This window comes from Dactylosporangium sp. NPDC049525, from assembly GCF_040676755.1.
GTDB lineage: Bacteria > Actinomycetota > Actinomycetes > Mycobacteriales > Micromonosporaceae > Dactylosporangium.
In genome coordinates this window covers 64,518-85,414 of record NZ_JBFAPO010000051.1, presented here as the reverse complement: position 1 = coordinate 85,414, position 20,897 = coordinate 64,518, and the positions used below count along the sequence as shown (strand labels likewise).

Here is a 20,897-nt window from a genome sequence, read left to right as displayed (position 1 = left end):
TTGTTCGCCCCCCCGGCACCTGTGCTAGGCCCTCCCCGCCCCGGCACCCTTCGGTCCGGGCGCGTCTTTGGTTCTGCGCCGGGCCGGCGGGGTGTGGCGACGGGCGTGGTCGCAGGTGGCGGGGCGGGACCTGGTAAGGTTCATGGGTTCGTGAGCTGTCAATTGAAGTCGTGAGGTTGTTTCGTGGCCGGAACCGTGGCAGACCCCCAGGGCATCACCAACCCGCCGATCGACGAGCTGCTGGAGAAGACCACGTCGAAGTACGCGCTGGTGATCTTCGCGGCGAAGCGGGCCCGTCAGGTCAACGCCTACTACAGCCAGCTGGGTGAGGGTCTTCTCGAGTACGTGGGTCCCCTGGTGGAGACCACGCCGCAGGAGAAGCCGCTGTCCATCGCGCTCCGCGAGATCAACAGCGGCCTGCTGACCGCCGAGCGCATCGAAGAGGTCTAGTCCGACATGCACGCCGGGGACGGCGCCGGTGACCGGCCGCGGGTCGTTCTCGGCGTCGCCGGCGGCATCGCCGCCTACAAGGCCTGTGAGCTGCTGCGGCTGCTGACCGAGTCGGGTCACCGGGTGCGGGTCGTGCCGACCGCCGCAGCGCTCACGTTCGTCGGTGAGGCCACCTGGGCCGCCCTGTCGGGGCAGCTGGTCAGCACCGACGTGTGGACGGGTGCCCACGAGGTGCCGCACGTGCGGCTCGGCCGCGAGGCCGACCTCGTCGTCGTCGCCCCCGCCACTGCGGACCTCCTCGCGAAGGCCGCGCACGGGCTGGCCGACGACCTGCTCACCAACACGCTGCTCACCGCTCGGTGCCCGGTGCTCTTCGCGCCGGCGATGCATACCGAGATGTGGGAGCACCCCGCGACCAGGGCCAACGTCGCCCTGCTGCGGTCCCGGGGGGTCGTGGTCCTGGAGCCCGACGTCGGGCGGCTCACCGGCGCCGACACCGGCAAGGGGCGGCTCCCCGCGCCGGCCGCGATCTTCGCCACCGCGCAGCGGCTGCTGCGCCGCGGTGACCTGACGCCCGACCTGACCGGCCGGCACGTGGTCGTCACCGCCGGCGGCACCCGGGAGCCGATCGACCCGGTGCGGTTCATCGGCAACCGGTCCTCCGGCAAGCAGGGTTACGCGATCGCGCGGGCCGCCGTCGCCCGGGGCGCGCGGGTCACCCTCATCGCGGCCAACGTCGCGCTGGGCGACCCGGCCGGCGCCGACCTGGTCCGGGTCGAGACCACCGAGGAGCTGCGGGTCGCGACCCTGGCCGCGGCCGCGACCGCGGACGTCGTGGTCATGGCCGCCGCGCCCGCCGACTTCCGGCCCGCGGTCTACGCCACCGGCAAGATCAAGAAGGTGGACGGCTCGGCGCCGACCCTGGAGCTCGTCACCAACCCGGACATCGCCGCTGAGCTGGGCGCCGCCAAGCGCGAGGGGCAGGTGCTCGTCGCGTTCGCCGCGGAGACCGCCGCCATCGAGCAGGCCCTCGCCAACGGTCACGAGAAGCTGCTCCGCAAGCGGGCGGACCTCATCGTCGTGAACGAGGTCGGCATCGGCAAGACCTTCGGCGCCGAGCGCAACCAGGCGGTCATCCTCGGCGCCGACGGCACCCGCGACGCGCTGCCCGAGCTGTCAAAAGACGACCTTGCCGATAGGATTTTGGATACCGTGCTCGCCCGTTTGCCCTGATCATGCCGGTGCCACGACGACGTGGCGCCGCCGACTTCACCATGCCTTTATCGGATCGTAAACGCCAGGTCGTACACTGCTGCGAAACCCAGAAACCGACGCCGTACCCCTGAGGAGCACCATTGGCCCGCCGCCTGTTCACGTCAGAGTCGGTCACCGAAGGTCACCCGGACAAGATCGCCGATCAGATCAGTGACGGCATCCTCGACGCGCTCCTCACGCAGGACGCCCGCAGTCGGGTCGCCGTAGAAACGCTGATCACCACCGGCCAGGTCCACGTGGCCGGCGAGGTCACCACCAGTGCCTACGCCGACATCGCCAAGATCGTCCGCGAGACGATCCTGGGGATCGGGTATGACTCGTCCAAGAAGGGCTTCGACGGCGCCTCCTGTGGCGTGAGCGTGTCGATCGGCGCTCAGTCGCCCGACATCGCGCAGGGCGTCGACTCCGCCCTCGAGGTCCGCGAGGGCTCCGGCAGCGACAACCTGGACCTGCAGGGCGCCGGCGACCAGGGCATGATGTTCGGCTTCGCGTGCAGCGAGACGCCGGAGCTGATGCCCCTGCCGATCGCGCTCGCGCACCGGCTCGCCCGCCGCCTCTCCGCGGTCCGCAAGGACGGCACGATCCCCTACCTGCGCCCCGACGGCAAGACCCAGGTCACCATCGAATACGACGGCCTGCGTCCCGTCCGGCTGCACACGGTCGTCGTGTCCAGCCAGCACGCGCCCGACATCTCGCTCGAGTCGCTGCTGACGCCCGACGTGCGCGAGCACGTCATCGCCCCTGAGCTCGAGGGCCTGGGCCTGGAGACCGACGGTTACCGGCTGCTGGTCAACCCGACCGGCCGCTTCGAGATCGGCGGCCCGATGGGCGACGCCGGCCTCACCGGCCGCAAGATCATCGTCGACACCTACGGCGGCTACGCCCGGCACGGCGGCGGCGCGTTCTCCGGCAAGGACCCGTCGAAGGTCGACCGGTCCGCCGCCTACGCGATGCGCTGGGTCGCCAAGAACGTCGTGGCCGCCGGCCTGGCCGAGCGCTGCGAGGTGCAGGTCGCCTACGCGATCGGCAAGGCGCACCCCGTCTCGCTGTTCGTGGAGACGTTCGGCACCGAGGTCGTGCCGGTCGAGCGGATCGAGAAGGCCATCAACGAGGTCTTCGACCTGCGCCCGGCCGCGATCATCCGCGACCTCGACCTGCTCAAGCCGGTCTACCAGCAGACCGCGGCCTACGGTCACTTCGGCCGCGAGCTGCCCGGCTTTACGTGGGAGCAGGCGAGCCGCACCGCCGAGCTGAAGTCCGCTGCCGGCGCCTGATCGACGCTTCGACGTTGGCCGATCAATCTGATGCCGAGATTGATCGGCCAACGTCTATTTCTGAGCCGGCCGGTGACGGCCCTTCCGCCCTATCACAGGACGGTCTCTTCCCGTCACTGGATCCGGTTGCGAAGACCACCGCGAACAACGCCACCGGGCCCATTGCCACAAAGCCCGGCGGGAAAGCCGCCGGACGGCCCGCGGATGACGCCGCGGCGCAGCCGGCGGGCAAGACCGCGGCGCGGCGGGTCGCCGGGCGCGCCACCGCCACGGGCCGGGCCCGCACCGCGAAGTCGGCACCGCCCAGGGAGGCGGCCACGGCGCTGCCGGTCGCGCGGATCTGCGTCGACGTGCCCCTGCCGCACCTCGACCGCCCCTTCGACTACCTGGTGCCGGCCGCGCTCGACGCCACCGCCCGCCCCGGCGTACGGGTGAAGGTGCGCTTCGCCGGCAAGCCCGTCGACGGGTTCCTGCTGGAACGCGTCGCGGAGTCCGGGCACGGCGGGAAGCTCGCGTTCCTGGACAAGGTCGTGTCGCCCGAGCCGGTGCTGCGGCCCGAGATCGCCGTCCTGGCCAGGGAGATCGCCGACCGGTACGCGGGCACCATGTCCGACGTCCTGCGGCTCGCGATCCCGCCCCGCCACGCCGGCGCCGAGTCCACCGCCGCCTCCGCCAAGGCCCCGCCCGCCGGCGCCGGGAACGCCGGAGGCGGTGGCGCCGAGGACGCCGAGCCCACCGGCGGCGAGGACGCCGGAGGAGCCGGCGGCGAGGACGCCGAACCTGCCGGCGGCAGCGACGCCGACCCTGCCGACGTCGCGGGCGTCGGCGGCAGCGACGCCGAACCCGCCGGCGACGCCGACCCCGGCAGCGCCGAACCCCCCGGTGCGGCCGCAACCGCTGCGACTGCCGCAACTGCCGGACCCGCCGGACCGGTCGTGCGGCCGGTTGTCGACCAGGCCGGATGGCGGCGGTACACGGCCGGGAGCGCCCTGCTGCGCGCCCTCGGCGACGGGCGCCGCCCGCACGCCGTGTGGACCGCGCTGCCCGGCGAGGACTGGCCCGCCAGGCTCGCCGAGGCCGCCGCGACCGCCCTCGCCGGCGGCCGCGGCACCCTGATCGTCGTCGCCGACGCCCGGGACCTCGACCGCCTCGACGCCGCGATGACCGCCGCGCTCGGCGGCCCCGGCACCCACGTGGCGCTGTCCGCGGCGCTCGGGCCCGCCGAACGGTACCGCCGGTTCCTCGCCGCGGCCCGCGGGCGGGTCAGGGTCGTCATCGGCACCCGGGCGGCGTGCTTCGCGCCCGTCACCGACCTCGGCCTCGTCGCGATCTGGGACGACGGCGACGACCTGCACGCCGAGCCCAGAGCGCCGTACCCGCACGCCCGGCAGGTCCTCCTCGCCCGCGCCGAACAGGCCGGCTGCGGGATCATCGTGGGCGGGTTCGCGCGGACCGCCGAGGCGCAGCAGCTCATCGAGGCCGGCTGGGCGATCGAGGTCACCGCCGACCGTGGCGTCGTGCGGCGGCACATGCCGCAGGTGGTGACCGTCGGCGAGGACGACCAGATGGCCCGCGACCCCGGTGCCGTGTCCGCCCGGCTGCCCAGCGCCGCCTGGCGGGCCGCCCGCGACGCGCTGCTGCGCAACACGCCGGTGCTCATCCAGGTGCCGCGGCGCGGGTACATCCCGTCGGTCGCCTGCGCCGAGTGCTACACCGCGTCGCGCTGCCCGCACTGCTCAGGACCGCTGGCGCTGCCGTCGGCGACCGCGCCGCCGTCGTGCCGGTGGTGCGGGCGGGTGGCCGCCGCGTACTCCTGCCCCGAGTGCGGCAGCAGGCGCCTGCGCGCGTCCGTCGTCGGCGCGCGACGCACCGCGGAGGAACTGGCCCGGGCGTTCCCGGACACCCCGGTGCGGACGTCGGGCCGCGACGGCGTCCTGGACCGGGTCCCCGGCGACGCGTCGATCGTCGTGTCGACCCCCGGCGCGGAACCGGTCGCCGACGGCGGGTACGGCGCCGTGCTCCTCCTGGACAGCTGGGCCCTGCTCACCCGCGCCGACCTGCGCGGCACGGAGGAGGCGCTGCGCCGGTGGCTGACCGCGGCGTCCCTGGCCCGCCACACCGGCCAGGTCGTCGTCGTCGCCGACGCGTCCCTCGCGGTCGTGCAGGCGCTCGTGCGGTTCGACCCGGGCTGGCTCGCGGCGCGGGAACTCGCCGACCGGCGCGACCTCGGCTTCCCGCCGGTGGTGCGGATGGCGTCGCTGACCGGTACCCCGGCCGCCGTCGCCGACCTCCTGGCGGTCGCGAAACTCCCGCCGGGTGCCGAGGTCCTCGGCCCCGTCCCCGCCGGTGACGGGCAGGAACGCATGCTCGTGCGGACCGGCCGGGCCGGCGGCCGGGCACTGGCGGTCGCGCTGCGCACCGCCGCCGGGCTCCGCTCGGCCCGCAAGGCCGGCGACACCGTCCGGATCCAGGTCGACCCCCTCGACCTGGTGTAACCCGGCCGCGGGTCCGGCGCGCCGCCCTCCGGTCGCGGAGATCAGTGCTGCCCGAGCAGGGCCCGCAGCGTCGTGGCGAGCGGCGGGGCGCCGTCGCGGTTGTCGACCTCCCAGTGCGGCACGGCCGGCGGCCGGTCCGGCGGGATCGCGGCGAGGAAGTCGTCCCAGCGTTCCAGCTTCTGCCCGTCGCGGTGCGAACCCCTGGCGAGGAGCCGGGCGCGCAGCGTCGCCGGGTCGGAGCGCACCCACACCAGGCGCACCGGCTCGCCGCCGAGCGCGGACACGAACCCCGCCCACCGCCCAGGGTCGGAGATCTGGCCCGTGAACGGCGCGGACAGCACCACCGGGCAGCCATGGGAGCGGATCTCGCGGGCCGTCGCGGCGAGCCCCGCGTACTCGTGCGGCTTGATGTTCGCGTCGTACCAGACGCCTTCGCGCTCGCCCGGCGGCCGGCCCGCGGCGGCCAGGGTCGCGGCGACGAACCCGCCGAACAGGGTGTCCTTGTCCAGCAGCGCCGGGGGAGGGTCGAGCAGCCCGATCAGCAGGTCCGCGACCGTCGACTTGCCGGCCCCGGGCGGCCCGGCGACCACCCAGACCGTGCCGGCGTCCGTCACGCCACCAGCAACTGGTTCGTGGCGAGTTCGCGGTACAGGTCGCTGCTGTCGAGGAGGTCCGCGTGCCGGCCGACGGCGACGACCCGGCCGCCCTCCATGACCACGATCTGATCCGCGTCGACGACGGTCGACAGGCGGTGCGCGACGACGATCATCGTCCGATTGTGCGCCACCGTGTCGATCGCCTGGCGCAATGCCACCTCGTTGCGCGCGTCGAGGTTGGACGTCGGCTCGTCCATCAGCAGGATCGGCGGCGCCGCCAGGAGCGTCCGGGCGATCGCCAGACGCTGCCGCTCGCCGCCGGACAGCAGCACGCCGCCCTCGCCGACCTGCGCCTCGAGGCCGAGCGGGGTGCGCTGCACGATCTCGGCGAGGTTGACCGCGTCGAGGACCTCGAGCATCTGCGCGTCGGAGGCCGCCGGCGCGGCCAGGCGCAGGTTGTCCCGCAGCGTGCCGGCCAGGACCGGGGCCTCCTGCTCGACGTAGCCGAGCTGGGCGCGCAGCACCTGCCGCGGCAGGTCCCGCACGTCGACGCCGGCGACCCGGACTGTCCCGCCGGTGGCGTCGTAGAACCGCTCGACCAGCTGCAGCAGCGTCGACTTGCCCGCCCCGGAGGGGCCGACGAGGGCGGTGCGGGTGCCGTACGCGACGGAGAACGACACGTCACGGACGACCGGTTCCAGGGAGGCCGCGTAGCCGAACGTCACCCCTTCGAAGGAGACGGCGACGGGCGTGCCCGTGACCGCGGCGGTGCCCGCGTCCTCCTCGAGCGGCACGACCAGGATGTCGTGCATGCGCTGCAGCGCGCCGAGCCCCGTCTGCAGCTGCGTGTACGCGTGCAGGGCCTGGCCGAGCGGCATCACCAGGAAGAACAGGTAGAGCACGAACGCGACGAGGTCACCGACGGAGATGGTGCCGTTGGCGACGCGGGCGCCGCCGACGCCGAGCAGGAGCAGGAACGCGCCCTGGATCGCGGCGATGCTGGCCGGGCCGACGAGCGCCTGCAGCTTCGCGATCCGCACGCCCGCCCGGTACGCCTCCTCGGCGCCGGACTCGACGGTGGCGATCTCGCGGTCCTCGGCGTTGCTCGCCCGGATCGTGCGGGCGGCGGTCAGGGCCCGCTCCACGGCGCTGGTCATGTCACCGATGCGGGCCTGCGCCTCCTCCGAGGCGGGCCGGACCCGGCGGGAGAAGATCACCGCGATCGACAGGCCCAGGGCCAGGCCACCACCGGCGGTGAGGAACAGGATCGGGTCCAGCAGCAGCATCGCGACTGCGGCGCCGACGACCATGACGGCGCCGGTGACGGTCTCGAACAGCCCGGACGTGACGACCGCCCGCAGCAGCGTCGTGTCCGCGCCGACCCGCGACAGCAGGTCACCCGTGCGGCGCTGGTCGTACTCGGCGATCGGCAGCCGCAGCAGGTGCCGGGTCAGCCGCCGGCGGGCGGTGAGCACCAGGCCCTCCGCGGTGCGCTGCAGCAGGTAGTCGCGCAGCGCGTTGAGCAGCGCGACCGCGGCGAGGACCACGACCAGCAGCGCGACGGTCCGCCCGACCGCCTCGGACGCCTGCAGCCCGTCGAGGACGTCGCGGGTCAGCAGCGGCTGGGCGAGGGTCGTGACGGACCCGAGCAGCGACAGCACGGCGACGACGACGAGCGTCGGGCGGTGGTCACGCAGGTAGGGCAACAGGGAGCGCAGCGAGACGGCATCCTTCTTGGTGGCCACCCCGTCGAGGCTAGCGCCGGTTCGCTGTGCGTCCCCTGAGGAGGACCAGTGACGGGTGTCGCAGCACCGCCGGGGAGACACGTGGGTCGCCGTCGACCGCGACGAGGTCCGCCGGGGCGCCCTCCTCGATGCCGGGGAAACCGAGGTAGCGGCGGGCGTCCCAGCAGGCGGCGCCGACCGCCGCGGCCGGGGCGAGACCGGCGGCCACGAGGTGCTCGACCTCCGCGACGACGTCGCCGTACCCGAGCGCGTCGGTGCCGGCAAGCACCGTGACACCGGCCTCGTGCGCCTCGACGGTCGCCGTGCGCAGGCTCGCTACGCCGCCGAGGAACCAGTCCTTGCGCGGCCCCTCCGGTTTCGTGCGCACCACGTCGACGTGCGGCACGAACCCGGTCCACGTCGGGGTGACCGCGCCGCCCCGCGCGGCGAGCACGTCGAGGAGCTCCGGGGTGAGGAACCAGGCGTGCTCGATCGAGTCGACGCCGGCCAGGACGGCGTTGCGGGTGCCCTCCGCGGTCTGGCAGTGCGCGGCGACCCGCCCACCGGCGGCGTGCACCGCGTCGCAGAGCCCGCGCAGCACCGCCTCCGGCACCTTCGCGGTGTCGAACTCCCAGTCGCCGTAGGTCTTGCACCAGCCGTCGTTGGCGAGGGCCTGCGCCACACCGGCCGCGGCCAGGTCCGCCGGCACCGTCTGCAGCTCGTCGAGGTCCGACAGGCCCGCCCACGCCAGCCACGGCCCGGCCGTGACCAGGCGCGGCAGGTCCGGCCTGGCCCGCAGCTGCGCCGGGATCGGCTCCCGGTGCCCCGGCACGCGCAGCAGGGTCGTGCCGGCTTCGGCGTACGCCAGACCCGCCGCCTCGAACAGTGCCGGGTCGAACGCCATCGTCGCCGCGTCGTGACCCAGGTGGGCGTGCGCGTCGACCAGGCCCGGCAGGACGAAGCCGCCGTCGTGGACCGTCGTCACCTCACCCGCGGGGCGGCGGAAGGTGAGCCGGTCGCCGAGGACCCAGATGTCGCGGACGTCACCGTCCGGCAGCACGGTGCCACGCAGGTGCAGGCTGCTCATCGCGCCACACTAGACTTGCTTGACTCGAACCAGATATGGGGTGCCTCGTTTGACCGTCCAGTCCGTCCGCCTCTTCGGCGACCCGGTGCTGCGCACGCCCGCCGACAGTGTCGTGGACTTCGACCGCGAGCTGCGCAAGCTGGTCAATGACCTGCTCGACACCATGCGCCAGCAGAACGGCACCGGCCTCGCCGCGCCGCAGATCGGCGTCGGGCTGCGCGTGTTCACCTTCGACGTCGACGACGTCGTCGGGCACCTGGTCAACCCGGTGCTCGAGTTCCCCGACGAGGAGGAGCAGGACGGCCCCGAGGGCTGCCTGTCGATCCCCGGGATCTACGTGGACACCAAACGCCGGCAGCACGTCGTGGCCAAGGGCTTCAACCAGCACGGCGAGGAGATCCAGATCGTCGGCGACGGGCTGATGGCACGCTGCGCCCAGCACGAGACCGACCACCTCGACGGGGTCCTGTTCGTCGACCGGCTCGACGCCGACCGGCGCAAGCAGGCGATGAAGGAGATCCGCGCCGCCGAGTGGTACAACCCCGACGCCCCGCCGGTCGTGAAGGCCAGCCCACACGGTCTGTTCGGCCGGTGAGGCTCGTCTTCGCGGGCACCCCCGCGGTGGCGCTGCCCGCCCTCGACGCGATCGCCGCCTCCTCCCACGACCTCGTCGCCGTCGTGTCGCGCCCCGACGCGCCGTCCGGCCGCGGCCGCCAGCTCGTGCCGTCCCCGGTCAGCGCGTGGGCCGCTTCGCGCGGCATCCCGGTGCTGACGCCCGCCCGGCCCCGCGAGCCTGAGTTCCTGCGGCAGCTGGCCGAGCTGGAGCCCGACTGCTGCCCCGTCGTCGCCTACGGCGCCCTCGTACCGCGGGCCGCGCTCGACATCCCCCGCTACGGGTGGATCAACCTGCACTTCTCGCTCCTGCCCGCGTGGCGGGGCGCGGCGCCGGTCCAGCACGCCGTCCTGCACGGCGACGACATGACCGGAGCCAGCGTGTTCCTGCTCGAGGAGGGCCTGGACACCGGGCCCGTGTTCGGCACGCTCACCGATCCCGTCGGCCCCCGCGACACCTCCGGCGACCTGCTCGACCGGCTCGCCGTGTCCGGCGCCGACCTGCTCGTGCAGGTCCTCGACGGCATCGAGGCCCACGCGGTCGGCGCCGTGCCGCAGCCGCACGAAGGCATCTCGACCGCCCCGAAACTCACCGTCGAGGACGCCCACGTGCGCTGGGGCGACCCGGCGTTCGCGGTCGACCGGCGGGTCAGGGCCTGCACCCCCGCGCCCGGCGCGTGGACGACGCTGCACGGCGACCGGCTGAAACTCGGCCCGGTCACGCCGCTGACCGCCGCGTCGGTGATCGGCGCCGGCACCGCCCTCGCCCCCGGCGTCGTCGCGGTCGAACGCAACCGGGTCCTCGTCGGCACCGGCACCGTCCCCGTCGTGCTCGGCACCGTCACCGCTCCAGGGAAGAAGGCCATGCCGGCAGACGCCTGGGCGCGCGGCGCCCGCATCGAGACCGGCACCGTTCTGGGCACCTCGGCTGTCACTCCGGGAGTTACCTCTTGAGGTCGCCCCGGCGTGGGCCAGGACCCCGTCCCGCGGGCGCCCGCGACGACCGGCTCGTCCGGCCACCCAGAGGTGGGCGGCCCGCGATCGACCCGGCCCGGGAAGCGGCCTACGAGGCGGTCGCCGCCGTGCACCGTGACGACGCGTACGCCAACCTCGTGCTGCCCAAGCTGCTGCGCGAAACCGGGGTCACCGGCCGGGACGCCGCGTTCGCGACCGAACTGACCTACGGCACGCTGCGCCAGACCGGCACCCTCGACGCGATCGTCGCCGTCGCCGCGGACCGGGCCATGGAGCGCATCGACCCGCCCGTCCGCGACGCCCTGCGGATCGGGGCCTATCAGCTGCTCAACATGCGCGTCGGCGCGCACGCCGCGGTCGCGACCACCGTCGACCTGGTCCGCTCCCTGGTTCCGGGCGCCGCCGGGTTCGCCAACGCGGTCCTGCGCCGGGTCGCCGAGTCCGACCGCGCCGCGTGGCTGGAGCGGCTCGCCCCCGCCGACCCGTTCGAGCGGGCCGCCCTCAACCACGCGCACCCGCAGTGGATCGTGCGGGCGTTCACCGACGCGCTCGGCAGCCTCGACGAGGCCGAACTGGCCCTGGACGCGGACAACCTCGCCCCGCCCGTGCACCTGTGCGCCCGGCCCGGGCTGCTCGACCCGGCCGCGTTCGCCGCGACGCTGCGCGGTGCGACCGTCGGGCGGTATTCGCCGTACACGGTTGTGCTCACCGGCGGCGGCGACCCCGGCGGCATCCTCGCGATCCGCGACGGCCGCGCCCACGTCCAGGACGAAGGCAGCCAGCTCGTCGCCGCCGCCCTGGCCGCCGCACCCGTCGAGGGCCGCGACGAGCGCTGGCTCGACCTGTGCGCCGGCCCCGGCGGCAAGGCCGGGCTGCTCGGCGCGCTCGCCCGCGACCGCGACGCGCACGTCACCGCCGTCGAGGTCGCCCACCACCGGGCGGAGCTGGTCGCCAAGGCCACCCACGGGCTGCCCGTCTACACGATCCACGCCGACGGCCGCGACGTCGGCAAGGACAACGACCTGCCCGAGGGCGGCTTCGACCGGGTCCTCGTCGACGCGCCGTGCACCGGCCTCGGCGCGCTGCGCCGCCGCCCGGAGGCCCGCTGGCGGCGCCAGCCGTCGGACCTGCCGCCGCTGACCCGGCTGCAGCGGGAACTGCTGCAGGCGGCGTTCCGGGCGGTCCGGCCGGGCGGGGTCGTCGCCTACGTCACCTGCTCGCCGCACCAGGCCGAGACCGAGGTGTCGGTCACGGAGGCGGCGCGCCGGTCACCGGTGGACGTGGACCTGCTCGACGCCCGGCAGTTCCTGCCGGCGTCGCTGCCCGACCTGGGCACGGGACCGACCGTGCAGCTGTGGCCGCACCGGCACGGCACCGACGCGATGTTCCTCGCCCTGCTGCGCCGCACCAGCTGACCCCGTCGTCACCCCGTCGTGGCCCCGTCGTGGCCCTGTCGTCACCTTGGCGGGGGCACCGGCGGGCACCGGCTGACCCCCGTCGTCACCCTGGCGGGGAGTCGGACCGCTGCGCCGCGCGGCTGGCCCCGGTCGGCACCTCGCCGAGCCGGGCCGCTGCGCGCGCGCCAGCTGACCGTCGGGCCGCGCGCCAGCTGACCGTCGGGCCGGCTGACCCCGTCGCACCGGCTTGACGGACCGGCTGACCCGGTCGGCACCTCGCCGAGAAAAACCGGACCGCGGGTGGTGTCGGCGCTGGCGGGCTGCTCATATAGCACCGTACCCCACCGCAGCAAATCGATCTTCAGCGTGACTACGTCCTGTAGTTCACGCTGCCCACGCACCGGGGGTCAGTCGGGCAGTAAGGCCGCCACCGCGGCGCGGGTGCCGCACGACTGCGCGATCAGACGGTCCCGCTCCGCGACCCACGCGTCGCCGAGTGCCTGCCGGGCCGCGGGGTCCAGGTGGAGCGCGTCGTTGAGCAGGGTCCGCTCCTCCTCGTCCAGGTGATGGTAAAGCGAGTTCGCCAGCTTGCCCAATGCCCTGTCGAACGCCGGTGAGGTCACGTCCGGCACGTCCAGGAGCGCGAGCAGCCGGCGGTGGCCGTCGAGGTGTTCGTCCTCGCCGTGCTCGACGTGGTCGACGGCGCCAGTCAGCTCGCGAAGCTTCGGATAGACCTCCGACTCCTCCGCCGTCGCGTGCGCGACGAGGAGGTCGGCGAGCTCGCCGAGCGTGCGCCGCCGGTGCTCCGCGAGATCGGGCCGGGAGCGGTCGCGCAGCGCCCGGAGCAGGGTCTCGAACCGGACGTGATCGGTGACGATCACATCGACGACATCAGCCATCCGGTGATTGTCCCCCATACCGGCCGAACCCGAACCGTCGCCGAGCGTGCGGTCCCTTAGAGTGCTGGTGTGAGCAACACCGTGATCGCGCCGTCCATTCTCGCCGCGGACTTCGCCCGGCTCGCCGACTCCGCCGCGGCGGTGGAGGGCAGCGCCGACTGGCTGCACGTGGACGTCATGGACTACCACTTCGTGCCCAACCTGACGATCGGGTTGCCGGTGGTGCAGAGCCTGCGCAAGGCGACGACGCTGCCGTTCGACTGCCACCTGATGATCGCGGACCCGGCTCGGTGGGCGGCGCAGTACGCGGAGGCGGGGGCCTACAACGTCACGTTCCACGCGGAGGCGGCGACGGATCCGGCCGCGATCGCGAAGGACCTGCGGGCCGCCGGCAGCAGGGCGGGGCTCGCCATCGACCGGGACACGCCGGTCGAGGGGTATCTGGAGCTGCTGCCGCACTTTGACCTGCTGCTCATCATGACGATCAAGGCCGGGTTCGGCGGCCAGTCGTTCATCCCGGAGCTGTTGGAGAAGGTCCGCACCGCCCGGCGGCACGTCGACGCCGGCCATCTGGAGCTGCGCATTGAAGTTGACGGCGGGGTGGCCGAAGATACGATCGCGGCCTGCGCCGAGGCGGGTGCCGACACATTCGTGGCCGGCACCGCGGTCTTCGGCGCGCAGGACCCGGCCGCCGCGGTGCGCAGGCTCCGTGCCCTGGCGAGCGACTGAGGAAGCGAAGCGAATGGGCGAGCCCGACACCATCCTCGTCGCCGACGACGACGTTGACATCGCCCGGTTCATCGAGGTCAACCTGCGCCTGGAGGGTTACCGGGTGCTGCTCGCCCACGACGGCGCGACCGCGCTGCGCCTCATCGAGGAGCACATGCCGGCCCTCGCCGTCGTCGACTGGATGATGCCGCAGCTGGACGGGCTCGAGCTGACCCGGCGGCTGCGGGCCGACCCGATGACGGCGCCGATCCCGGTGATCCTGCTGACCGCGCGCGGGCAGACCGCGGACAAGGTCATCGGGTTGCAGGCGGGCGCCGACGACTACCTGGTGAAGCCGTTCGACACCCTGGAGCTCGTCGCGCGGGTCCGCTCGACGCTGCGGCGCAACCAGGAGAACCGTGAGGTGTCGCCGCTCACCGGGCTGCCCGGCAACAGCCGGATCCTGCGGGAGATCATCGACCGGGCGCGGGCCGGCGCCGACTTCGCCGTCTCGCACGTCGACATCGACCGGTTCAAGGCCGTCAACGACGTGTACGGGTTCGCCCGCGGCGACGAGTTCATCACCGCGCTCGCCCGGGCGCTGCACCGCGCGGTCGTCGAGGTGGGGCTGCCGCCGGCGTTCCTCGGCCACATCGGCGGCGACGACTTCCTCGTCGTGTGCAGCCCGGAGCAGCTCAAGCCGCTGACGACCAAGGCGATCCTGGAGTTCGAGACCGCGTCGGACGCCCTCTACGACCCGGTCGACACCGAACGCGGCTACGTCGAGGTCGTCCAGCGCAACGGCGAGGTCCAGCAGGCGAACCTGGTCACCCTGTCCATCGGGGTCGCGATCGGGCAGATCGCCGCCAACGGGCAGCTGACCGACCCGCGCGAGGTGATCGCGATCGCCACCGACATGAAGTCCGTGGCGAAGAAGCACAACGGCAACTACGTGGCGGTCGACCGGCGCAGCGCCGTGCACCTGTGACGTACGTCCCTCGGTAAGGACCGGTCCCTCGGTTGGGTTCGTGTGCAAGACTCGGGTTACGTACCCACCACGCGCTGGCGGGGCTCGGTGAAATTCCGAACCGGCGGTAAGCGGCCCAAAGGCCGCGAGCCCGCGACCCGGTCGAAGCCGTCGACCGGTGGATCTGGTGTGAGTCCAGAGCCGACGGTCATAGTCCGGATGGGAGCTCAGCGCGCGGGATCCGGTGTCCGTTTCGGCGGTCACCCCGGGGCCGGCCTGCGCCTATGCGCATCCCCGGCGCCGCCCGCAGCCGTCCCCATCAGCCCTCCGCGTGTGCTCAGACCGCGCGGAGAGGGCCATGGACGAAGACGCCACGCACGAGTCGCACATGCGACGTGCCGTCGAGCTGTCGCTGCTCGGCCTGGGCGAGACCAGTCCCAACCCCAACGTCGGCTGTGTCCTGGTCGGGCCCGGCGGCGCCGTCGTCGGTGAGGGGCGCACCGCACCCGCCGGCGGCCCGCACGCCGAGGTCAACGCCCTTGCCGCGGCGGGTGAACTCGCCCGGGGGGCCACCGCTTACGTCACCCTGGAGCCCTGCGACCACACCGGCCGCACCGGCCCCTGCACTGCCGCGCTGATCGCGGCCGGGGTGACCCGGGTCGTCGTCGGCGTGCGTGACCCGAACCCCCTGGCCGCGGGCGGTGCGGGGACGCTGCGGGCGGCCGGGATCACGGTGGACATTGTGGACAGCGACGCCGCCCGCGCCGCCATGATCGGCTGGCTGACCGCCGTCGGCCGGGGCACGCCGTATGTGATCTGGAAGTTCGCGGCGACCCTCGACGGGCGCTCCGCCGCCGCCGACGGCACCAGCAAATGGATCACCTCACCGCAGGCGCGGGAGGACGTGCACCGCATCCGGGCCGGCGTCGACGCGATCATCGCCGGCATCGGCACCGTCCTGGCCGACGACCCCCAGCTCACCGTCCGCACGCCCACCGGGCCCGCCGCCCGCCAGCCGCTGCGGGTCGTCGTCGACGGCGCCGGTCGCGTCCCCGCCGGCGCGAAGGTCCTCGACGGGGCCGCCGCGACCTGGGTCGCGACCTCCGACGGCGGCGGCCGGGTCGACCTGCGCGGCATGCTGCGCGAGTTGTACGGCCGCGGCGTGCGCACTGCCCTGCTCGAGGGCGGCCCGACGCTCGCCGGCGCGTTCCTCGCCGAGGGTCTCGTCGACCGGGTCGTGGCCTACCTCGCCCCGAAACTGCTCGGCGCCGGCCCGGCCGCCCTCGCCGGCGCGGGAATTTCCACCATCTCCGAGGCCTTGACGCTCGACGTTGTCGACCTCGCCACGATCGGGCCTGATGTGCGCCTGACGGCAACAGTGAAAGGTGCGTGACCCAGTGTTCACCGGCATCATCGAAGAGCTCGGCACGGTCGTCGCGATCGACCCGCTCGGCGACTCGGCGCGGCTGTCGATCAGCGGCCCGACCGTCACCTCCGACGCCGCCCACGGCGACTCCATCAGCGTCAACGGCGTCTGTCTGACCGTCGTGGACAACGCCGATGGCGTCTTCACCGCCGACGTGATGGGCGAGTCCCTGGACCGCTCCACCCTCGGCTCGCTCACCGCCGGGTCCGCGGTCAACCTGGAACGCGCCGCCACCATGGCCACCCGCCTCGGCGGCCACGTCGTGCAGGGCCACGTCGACGGCGTCGGCGCGGTGCTGTCCCGCGAGGCCGGCGACCAGTGGGAGACCGTCACGTTCTCGCTGCCCCCGCAGCTGTCGCGGTACGTCGTGGAGAAGGGCTCCATCACCGTCGACGGGATCTCGTTGACGGTCATGGCGGTCACCGACGACACGTTCTCGGTCGGGCTCATCCCGACCACGCTCAAGCTCACGACGCTCGGCGCCAAAGGCGTCGGCGAGCAGGTCAACCTGGAGGTCGACATCATGGCCAAGTACGTCGAGAAGCTCCTCGCCAAGGGCGGCAAGTGATGGGTGCGCCGATCACCAACCTGGATCCGATCGAGCGGGCGATCAAGGACATGGCCGCGGGCAAGGCGGTCCTCGTCGTGGACGACGAGGACCGGGAGAACGAGGGCGACCTGATCTTCGCCGCGGAGCACGCCACGCCCGAGCTCGTCGCGTTCATGGTCCGCTACACGTCGGGCTACATCTGCGTGCCGATCACCGAGGCCGAGGCCGACCGGCTCGACCTGCCGCCGATGTACCGCACGAACCAGGACCGCCGCGGCACCGCGTACACCGTGACCGTCGACGCCCGGTTCGGCGGGACGACCGGCATCTCCGCCGCCGACCGGGCCCGCACCATCAGGCTGCTGTCGTCGGCGGAGACCAAGCCGACCGACCTGTCCCGCCCCGGGCACATCGTGCCGCTGCGGGCCAAGGACGGCGGGGTCCTGCGCCGCGCCGGGCACACCGAGGCGGCCGTCGACCTCGCCACCATGGCCGGGCTGCGCCCCGCGGGCGTGCTGTGCGAGATGGTCAACGACGACGGCACGATGATGCGCCTGCCGGACCTGCGCGCGTTCGCCGAGCAGCACGACCTGGCGCTGATCAGCATCGCGGACCTCATCGCATACCGGCGGCACACCGAGAAGCAGGTCGAGCGGGCCGCCGAGACCCGCCTGCCGACCGAGCACGGCGTGTTCCGGGCCGTCGGTTACACCACCGAGTTCGACGACGGCGAGCACATCGCCCTCGTCTACGGCGACCTCGGCGACGGCGAGGACGTCCTGGTCCGGGTCCACTCCGAATGCCTCACCGGCGACGTGTTCGCCTCGGTCCGCTGCGACTGCGGCCCGCAGCTGCACGCGTCGATGAAGATGGTCGCCGCCGAGGGCCGCGGTGTCGTGCTCTACATGCGCGGGCACGAGGGACGCGGCATCGGGCTGATGCACAAGCTGCAGGCGTACCAGCTGCAGGACCTCGGCCGGGACACCGTCGACGCCAACCTCGACCTGGGCCTGCCCGCCGACGCCCGCGACTACGGCACCGGCGCGCAGATCCTCGTCGATCTGGGCATCAAGACGATGCGGCTGTTGACGAACAACCCGGCGAAACGGGCGGGTCTGGAAGGGTACGGTCTGTCCGTGCTGGGTCGCACGCCCCTGCCGACCCGGCCACACCCGGAGAACGTGCGATACCTGCGCACGAAGCGGGACCGCATGGGGCATCTGCTGGACGAGCTCGACGACGTCGCGGAAGGACTTGCGTAATGGCTGGTAGTGGGGCGCCCGTCCTGCAGCGCGTGGACGGCACCGGTTTGACCCTCGGCATCGTCGCCACCCGGTGGCACGCCGAGCTCGTCGACCACATGCTCAACCGGGCGATCGAGGCCGGCGAGGCGTCGAACGTCGACCACATCACCGTCGCCCGCGTCGACGGCGCCGTCGAGCTGCCGGTGCTGGCGCAGGCCCTCGCGCATCGCTTCGACGCCGTGGTCGCCCTCGGCGTCGTGGTCCGCGGCGACACGGCCCACTTCGAATACGTCTGCCAGTCGGTGACGGACGGGCTGACCCGGGTCGCCCTGGACGAGTCGACCCCGGTCGCGCACGGCGTGCTCACGGTCGACAACCTCGACCAGGCCCGGGCCCGCGCCGGGCTGCCCGGCTCCCCGGAGGACAAGGGCTACTCGGCGACCCTGGCCGCCCTGGACGCCGCCCACGCCCTCCGCCTGGTCGCCAAGTCCTGACCCCCGCGGCACCCGGCCCCGCCGCGCCGCCGCTGTGTTTTGTATAGACGTTGGTCGCTCTACCCGCGCCCAGAGATCATCTTGCGGGTAGAGCGACCAACGTCTATGGCGCAAAAGCCGCATCCCGGGGCATTGACCAACGTCTGTGCGGGCGCCGGGCGCCTCCAGGTGTCGCAGAAGGCGGCTCAGACCTCCAGGACTGCTGCCAGCTCGTCCCGGAAGGCGCGTTCGGCGGGGGTGACGAGCTCGCCGCCGAAGCCCAGGACGTCGCCGGACTTCGCGGCGCTCACGACCTGGTCGGCGAGGGTGACCAGCCAGAAACGGTAGGACTCGGCGTCGGCGGGCTCGGCCTTCGCGGCGAGCAGCTCGTGGGCGGCCCTGGCCCGGTCGATGACGTCGGCGAGGCCCGCGGCCCGGTCCGGGAACTCGATGATCGGCGGGTCCTCGCCCTCCTCGATGTCACCCTGCCGCTCGACCACGTCGGTGGCGATCGTGCGGACCAGGTCGCTGGCGGACTCGCGGCCGTCGGCGATGGCGGTCATGCCGACCGTCCACTCCTCACGGGTGCGGCGGCTGCCGTCCTTCTCGGCCTGGGAGGCGGCGATCAGCACGGACTGCGGCAGGCCCACGAGGAGCCCCCACTCTTCGTCGGTGTACTTCGGCACGGTTTCCACCGGCCCAGGGTATCCAGCGCGGGCGGAGTTCGCCTTTCGGGTGATAGCGGTAAACCTGACGGCACGCTCGCGCGTCGTAGGTGCGTGACGGCCGACGTGGGGACCACGCCATGGGACGGTAGGGCTGTGCTAGCCGAGCCCGCCCGCGATGACGCGCGCGTCTGGAGCGCCGACGACGCGGTCACCGCGCTGTTCTCGGCGCACTACCGGGGGCTGGTGCGGCTGGCGGTGCTGCTGCTGCGCGACGAACCGGCCGCCGAGGACGTCGTGCAGGACGCGTACGTGGCGCTGCACCGGCGCTGGTGGCGGCTGCGTGACGCGGACAAGGCCCTCGCGTACCTGCGGACCAGCGTCGTCAACGGTGCCCGGTCCGCGCTGCGGCATCGGGGGGTCTCGGACCGGTACGTCGCGGCCCGGCGCGCCGTGGACGAGCCGACGATGGCGAGCGCGGAGAGCGGCGCACTGGCGTTGCTGCGGCACCGGGAGGTCCTCGAGGCGGTCCGCCGGTTGCCGACGCGGCAGCGTGAGGCGATCGTGCTGCGGTACTACGGGGAGCTGTCCGAGGCGGAGATCGCCGACGCGATGGGTGTCAGCAAGGGCTCGGTGAAGAGCCACGCCGCGCGGGGCATGGCCGCCCTGCGGGAGAGTCTGGAGCTGGCCCCATGAGGATGTCACCGGAGGACCGGCTGCGGGCGGCGCTGCGCGCCCAGGTCGACACCGTCGAGGTGACCCCCGACGCGCTGCCGCGGATCCGGGGACGCATCCAGGAGCGGCGCCGGGGCGGGTGGGCGGTCATCGCCGCCGCGGCGGCGGTCGCGGCCGTCATCGCCGTGGCCGTCGTGGTGTTCGTGCCGGACCGCACGCCGCCGGACCGCGCCACCGACCGGCAGCAGCCGGCGGTGTCGGCGACGCAGGAGCCGGTGGAGCCGTCGGCGCCGGTCACGACGAGCGGGCCGGTGGTGCCGGGGGAGCCCGTGAAGGTCCAGCTGCCGGTGTACTACGCGCGCAACGACCGGCTCGTCCGCGAGTTCCACGACATGCCGCTCCCGGTCGACGACGACGCGCACCGCATCGCCGCGTCGGTCGGGGAGGCGTTGCGCGCCGGCAGCGCCGCCGACCCCGACTACGTGACGCTGTGGCCGGAGTCGGTCGAGGTGCGCGGGGTCACCGTCGCCGGGAAGGTGGTCACCGTCGACCTCGGCGACGTCGGCACCGCGCCCCGGGCCGGCACGCCCGCGCTCGCCGTGCAGCAGCTGGTGTCCACGGTCGCCGCGGCAGCGACGTACACCTCCGTGAAGAGGATCGACGGGGTGCGGATCACGATCGACGGCGCGCCCGCCGCGAAGCTCTGGAACACCGTCGACGTCAGCCGGCCCGTCAAGCAGGCACCACCGTCGGAGATCTACGCGCCGGTGTGGGTCATCGACCCGCAGCAGGGGCAGCAGGTCGGCCGGTCGTTCACCGTGCATCTCGCCGGGATCGTGTGGGAGGGCACCGTGAACCTGCGCGTGCGCGGCACCGGCGGTGTGGTCGTCGTCGAGCGGGTGGTACAGCTGTCCGTCGGCGCGCCGGCGGTCGGCGAGGCGCGGGTGCCGCTGACGTTGCCACCGGGGCGCTACACCGTTGAGGCGTACTACATCTCGATGGCTGACAGCAGCGTCCAGGGCGTCGACGACCACGAGTTCACGGTCGGGTGAACACCCGGGCAGGGGTGCGTGAGGCAGGACACGCCTGTCGTGATCTCGATTCCCCTTTCGTGCCCGGGCCTGCGAGAATTCGTGCCCGTGAAGACCTTTGACGAGTTGTTCGCCGAGCTGACCGCCAAGGCCGCCGCGGGCACCCCGGGCTCCGGCACGGTCGCCGCGCTGGAGAAGGGCGTCCACTTCATCGGCAAGAAGGTCGTCGAGGAGGCCGCCGAGAGCTGGATGGCCGCGGAGCACGAGGGGCGGGAGCGCACCGCCGAGGAGCTGTCACAGCTGCTCTACCAGGTGCAGTGCCTGATGCTGGCGACAGGGCTGTCGCTTGAGGACGTCTACCGACATCTGTAGGC

The 20,897-nt window shown here is 73.5% G+C and carries 21 protein-coding genes and 1 riboswitch; of the genes, 16 read left to right on the top strand and 5 right to left on the bottom strand.

Annotated features, from left to right (window positions below; translation table 11 throughout):
* The first annotated feature begins 183 nt into the window (after positions 1-183).
* The 4 genes from rpoZ (at position 184) to AB0K00_RS44315 (ending at position 5,494) form a co-directional block, all read left to right on the top strand.
* Positions 184-450 (top strand): DNA-directed RNA polymerase subunit omega, encoded by a 267-nt coding sequence (rpoZ, locus tag AB0K00_RS44330; RefSeq protein WP_033356843.1) that lies wholly within the window; start codon positions 184-186, stop codon positions 448-450.
* Positions 451-456: 6 nt separating this feature from the next.
* On the top strand, positions 457-1,683 hold the full coding sequence (gene coaBC / locus AB0K00_RS44325) for a bifunctional phosphopantothenoylcysteine decarboxylase/phosphopantothenate--cysteine ligase CoaBC (RefSeq protein ID WP_363534555.1): 1,227 nt from the start codon (positions 457-459) through the stop codon (positions 1,681-1,683).
* Between the two features lie 122 nt (positions 1,684-1,805).
* A complete protein-coding gene (gene metK / locus AB0K00_RS44320) occupies positions 1,806-2,999 on the top strand; it encodes a methionine adenosyltransferase (RefSeq protein ID WP_363534552.1) in 1,194 nt (397 codons plus the stop codon).
* 338 nt (positions 3,000-3,337) lie between these two features.
* Complete coding sequence (locus AB0K00_RS44315; protein ID WP_363534569.1) at positions 3,338-5,494, top strand: primosomal protein N'; 2,157 nt, start codon at positions 3,338-3,340, stop codon at positions 5,492-5,494.
* Positions 5,495-5,535: 41 nt separating this feature from the next.
* Here AB0K00_RS44315 and AB0K00_RS44310 read toward each other — a convergent pair whose 3' ends face one another.
* The 3 genes from AB0K00_RS44310 to AB0K00_RS44300 are packed head-to-tail and all read right to left on the bottom strand — an operon-like array spanning position 5,536 to position 8,901.
* On the bottom strand, positions 5,536-6,108 hold the full coding sequence (locus AB0K00_RS44310; RefSeq protein ID WP_363534549.1) for an ATP-binding protein: 573 nt from the start codon (positions 6,106-6,108) through the stop codon (positions 5,536-5,538).
* On the bottom strand, positions 6,105-7,835 hold the full coding sequence (locus AB0K00_RS44305) for an ABC transporter ATP-binding protein (RefSeq protein ID WP_363534546.1): 1,731 nt from the start codon (positions 7,833-7,835) through the stop codon (positions 6,105-6,107). Before AB0K00_RS44305 ends, AB0K00_RS44310 begins: the two co-directional genes overlap by 4 nt.
* Positions 7,836-7,845: 10 nt before the next feature.
* On the bottom strand, positions 7,846-8,901 hold the full coding sequence (locus AB0K00_RS44300) for an amidohydrolase family protein (protein WP_363534543.1): 1,056 nt from the start codon (positions 8,899-8,901) through the stop codon (positions 7,846-7,848).
* 49 nt (positions 8,902-8,950) lie between these two features.
* Between AB0K00_RS44300 and def the strand changes: the two genes are divergently transcribed.
* From def to AB0K00_RS44285, 3 genes are read left to right on the top strand one after another with little or no spacing between them, the layout of a single operon-like run.
* The gene (gene def / locus AB0K00_RS44295; RefSeq protein ID WP_363534540.1) at positions 8,951-9,496 is read left to right on the top strand and encodes a peptide deformylase; all 546 of its coding nucleotides are present in this window, start codon (positions 8,951-8,953) and stop codon (positions 9,494-9,496) included.
* Complete coding sequence (gene fmt, locus AB0K00_RS44290) at positions 9,493-10,467, top strand: methionyl-tRNA formyltransferase (protein ID WP_363534537.1); 975 nt, start codon at positions 9,493-9,495, stop codon at positions 10,465-10,467. The genes def and fmt overlap by 4 nt, the downstream gene beginning before the upstream one ends.
* Positions 10,464-11,903 carry an RsmB/NOP family class I SAM-dependent RNA methyltransferase gene (locus AB0K00_RS44285; protein WP_363534535.1) on the top strand — a complete coding sequence of 480 codons (1,440 nt, stop codon included), beginning with the start codon at positions 10,464-10,466 and terminating at the stop codon, positions 11,901-11,903. Before fmt ends, AB0K00_RS44285 begins: the two co-directional genes overlap by 4 nt.
* Before the next feature lie 389 nt (positions 11,904-12,292).
* Here AB0K00_RS44285 and AB0K00_RS44280 read toward each other — a convergent pair whose 3' ends face one another.
* Positions 12,293-12,784 (bottom strand): hemerythrin domain-containing protein, encoded by a 492-nt coding sequence (locus tag AB0K00_RS44280; protein ID WP_363534532.1) that lies wholly within the window; start codon positions 12,782-12,784, stop codon positions 12,293-12,295.
* Between the two features lie 69 nt (positions 12,785-12,853).
* On the opposite strand from AB0K00_RS44280, the gene rpe reads away from it, so the two are divergent.
* From rpe to ribH, 6 genes are all read left to right on the top strand, one after another.
* The gene (gene rpe, locus AB0K00_RS44275; RefSeq protein WP_363534529.1) at positions 12,854-13,513 is read left to right on the top strand and encodes a ribulose-phosphate 3-epimerase; all 660 of its coding nucleotides are present in this window, start codon (positions 12,854-12,856) and stop codon (positions 13,511-13,513) included.
* A 13-nt stretch (positions 13,514-13,526) separates the two neighbouring features.
* A complete protein-coding gene (locus AB0K00_RS44270) occupies positions 13,527-14,480 on the top strand; it encodes a response regulator (RefSeq protein ID WP_363534527.1) in 954 nt (317 codons plus the stop codon).
* Between the two features lie 69 nt (positions 14,481-14,549).
* A riboswitch (FMN riboswitch) is annotated at positions 14,550-14,695 on the top strand.
* A gap of 122 nt (positions 14,696-14,817) precedes the next feature.
* On the top strand, positions 14,818-15,852 hold the full coding sequence (gene ribD, locus AB0K00_RS44265) for a bifunctional diaminohydroxyphosphoribosylaminopyrimidine deaminase/5-amino-6-(5-phosphoribosylamino)uracil reductase RibD (protein WP_363534524.1): 1,035 nt from the start codon (positions 14,818-14,820) through the stop codon (positions 15,850-15,852).
* 4 nt (positions 15,853-15,856) lie between these two features.
* The gene (locus AB0K00_RS44260; RefSeq protein WP_363534566.1) at positions 15,857-16,453 is read left to right on the top strand and encodes a riboflavin synthase; all 597 of its coding nucleotides are present in this window, start codon (positions 15,857-15,859) and stop codon (positions 16,451-16,453) included.
* A complete protein-coding gene (locus AB0K00_RS44255) occupies positions 16,453-17,697 on the top strand; it encodes a bifunctional 3,4-dihydroxy-2-butanone-4-phosphate synthase/GTP cyclohydrolase II (protein WP_363534521.1) in 1,245 nt (414 codons plus the stop codon). Before AB0K00_RS44260 ends, AB0K00_RS44255 begins: the two co-directional genes overlap by 1 nt.
* A complete protein-coding gene (ribH, locus tag AB0K00_RS44250; RefSeq protein WP_327009548.1) occupies positions 17,697-18,173 on the top strand; it encodes a 6,7-dimethyl-8-ribityllumazine synthase in 477 nt (158 codons plus the stop codon). The genes AB0K00_RS44255 and ribH overlap by 1 nt, the downstream gene beginning before the upstream one ends.
* A gap of 185 nt (positions 18,174-18,358) precedes the next feature.
* On the opposite strand, the gene AB0K00_RS44245 is transcribed toward ribH, so the two are convergent.
* Positions 18,359-18,847 carry a hypothetical protein gene (locus AB0K00_RS44245; protein ID WP_363534518.1) on the bottom strand — a complete coding sequence of 163 codons (489 nt, stop codon included), beginning with the start codon at positions 18,845-18,847 and terminating at the stop codon, positions 18,359-18,361.
* Positions 18,848-18,973: 126 nt separating this feature from the next.
* Between AB0K00_RS44245 and AB0K00_RS44240 the strand changes: the two genes are divergently transcribed.
* The 3 genes from AB0K00_RS44240 to AB0K00_RS44230 all read left to right on the top strand — a co-directional run bounded on the left by AB0K00_RS44240 (position 18,974) and on the right by AB0K00_RS44230 (position 20,895).
* The gene (locus tag AB0K00_RS44240) at positions 18,974-19,513 is read left to right on the top strand and encodes a SigE family RNA polymerase sigma factor (protein ID WP_363534515.1); all 540 of its coding nucleotides are present in this window, start codon (positions 18,974-18,976) and stop codon (positions 19,511-19,513) included.
* A complete protein-coding gene (locus tag AB0K00_RS44235) occupies positions 19,510-20,544 on the top strand; it encodes a Gmad2 immunoglobulin-like domain-containing protein (RefSeq protein ID WP_363534512.1) in 1,035 nt (344 codons plus the stop codon). Before AB0K00_RS44240 ends, AB0K00_RS44235 begins: the two co-directional genes overlap by 4 nt.
* A gap of 81 nt (positions 20,545-20,625) precedes the next feature.
* Complete coding sequence (locus tag AB0K00_RS44230) at positions 20,626-20,895, top strand: phosphoribosyl-ATP diphosphatase (RefSeq protein WP_239136318.1); 270 nt, start codon at positions 20,626-20,628, stop codon at positions 20,893-20,895.
* Positions 20,896-20,897 lie beyond the last annotated feature (2 nt).

Coding starts and splice junctions, on each gene's coding strand:
- coaBC (WP_363534555.1), top strand. CDS start 457: ATGCACGCCGGGGACGGCGCCGGTGACCGGCCGCGGGTCGTTCTCGGC.
- AB0K00_RS44300 (WP_363534543.1), bottom strand. CDS start 8,901: ATGAGCAGCCTGCACCTGCGTGGCACCGTGCTGCCGGACGGTGACGTC.
- AB0K00_RS44280 (WP_363534532.1), bottom strand. CDS start 12,784: ATGGCTGATGTCGTCGATGTGATCGTCACCGATCACGTCCGGTTCGAG.
- AB0K00_RS44270 (WP_363534527.1), top strand. CDS start 13,527: ATGGGCGAGCCCGACACCATCCTCGTCGCCGACGACGACGTTGACATC.
- ribD (WP_363534524.1), top strand. CDS start 14,818: ATGGACGAAGACGCCACGCACGAGTCGCACATGCGACGTGCCGTCGAG.
- AB0K00_RS44255 (WP_363534521.1), top strand. CDS start 16,453: ATGGGTGCGCCGATCACCAACCTGGATCCGATCGAGCGGGCGATCAAG.
- ribH (WP_327009548.1), top strand. CDS start 17,697: ATGGCTGGTAGTGGGGCGCCCGTCCTGCAGCGCGTGGACGGCACCGGT.
- AB0K00_RS44235 (WP_363534512.1), top strand. CDS start 19,510: ATGAGGATGTCACCGGAGGACCGGCTGCGGGCGGCGCTGCGCGCCCAG.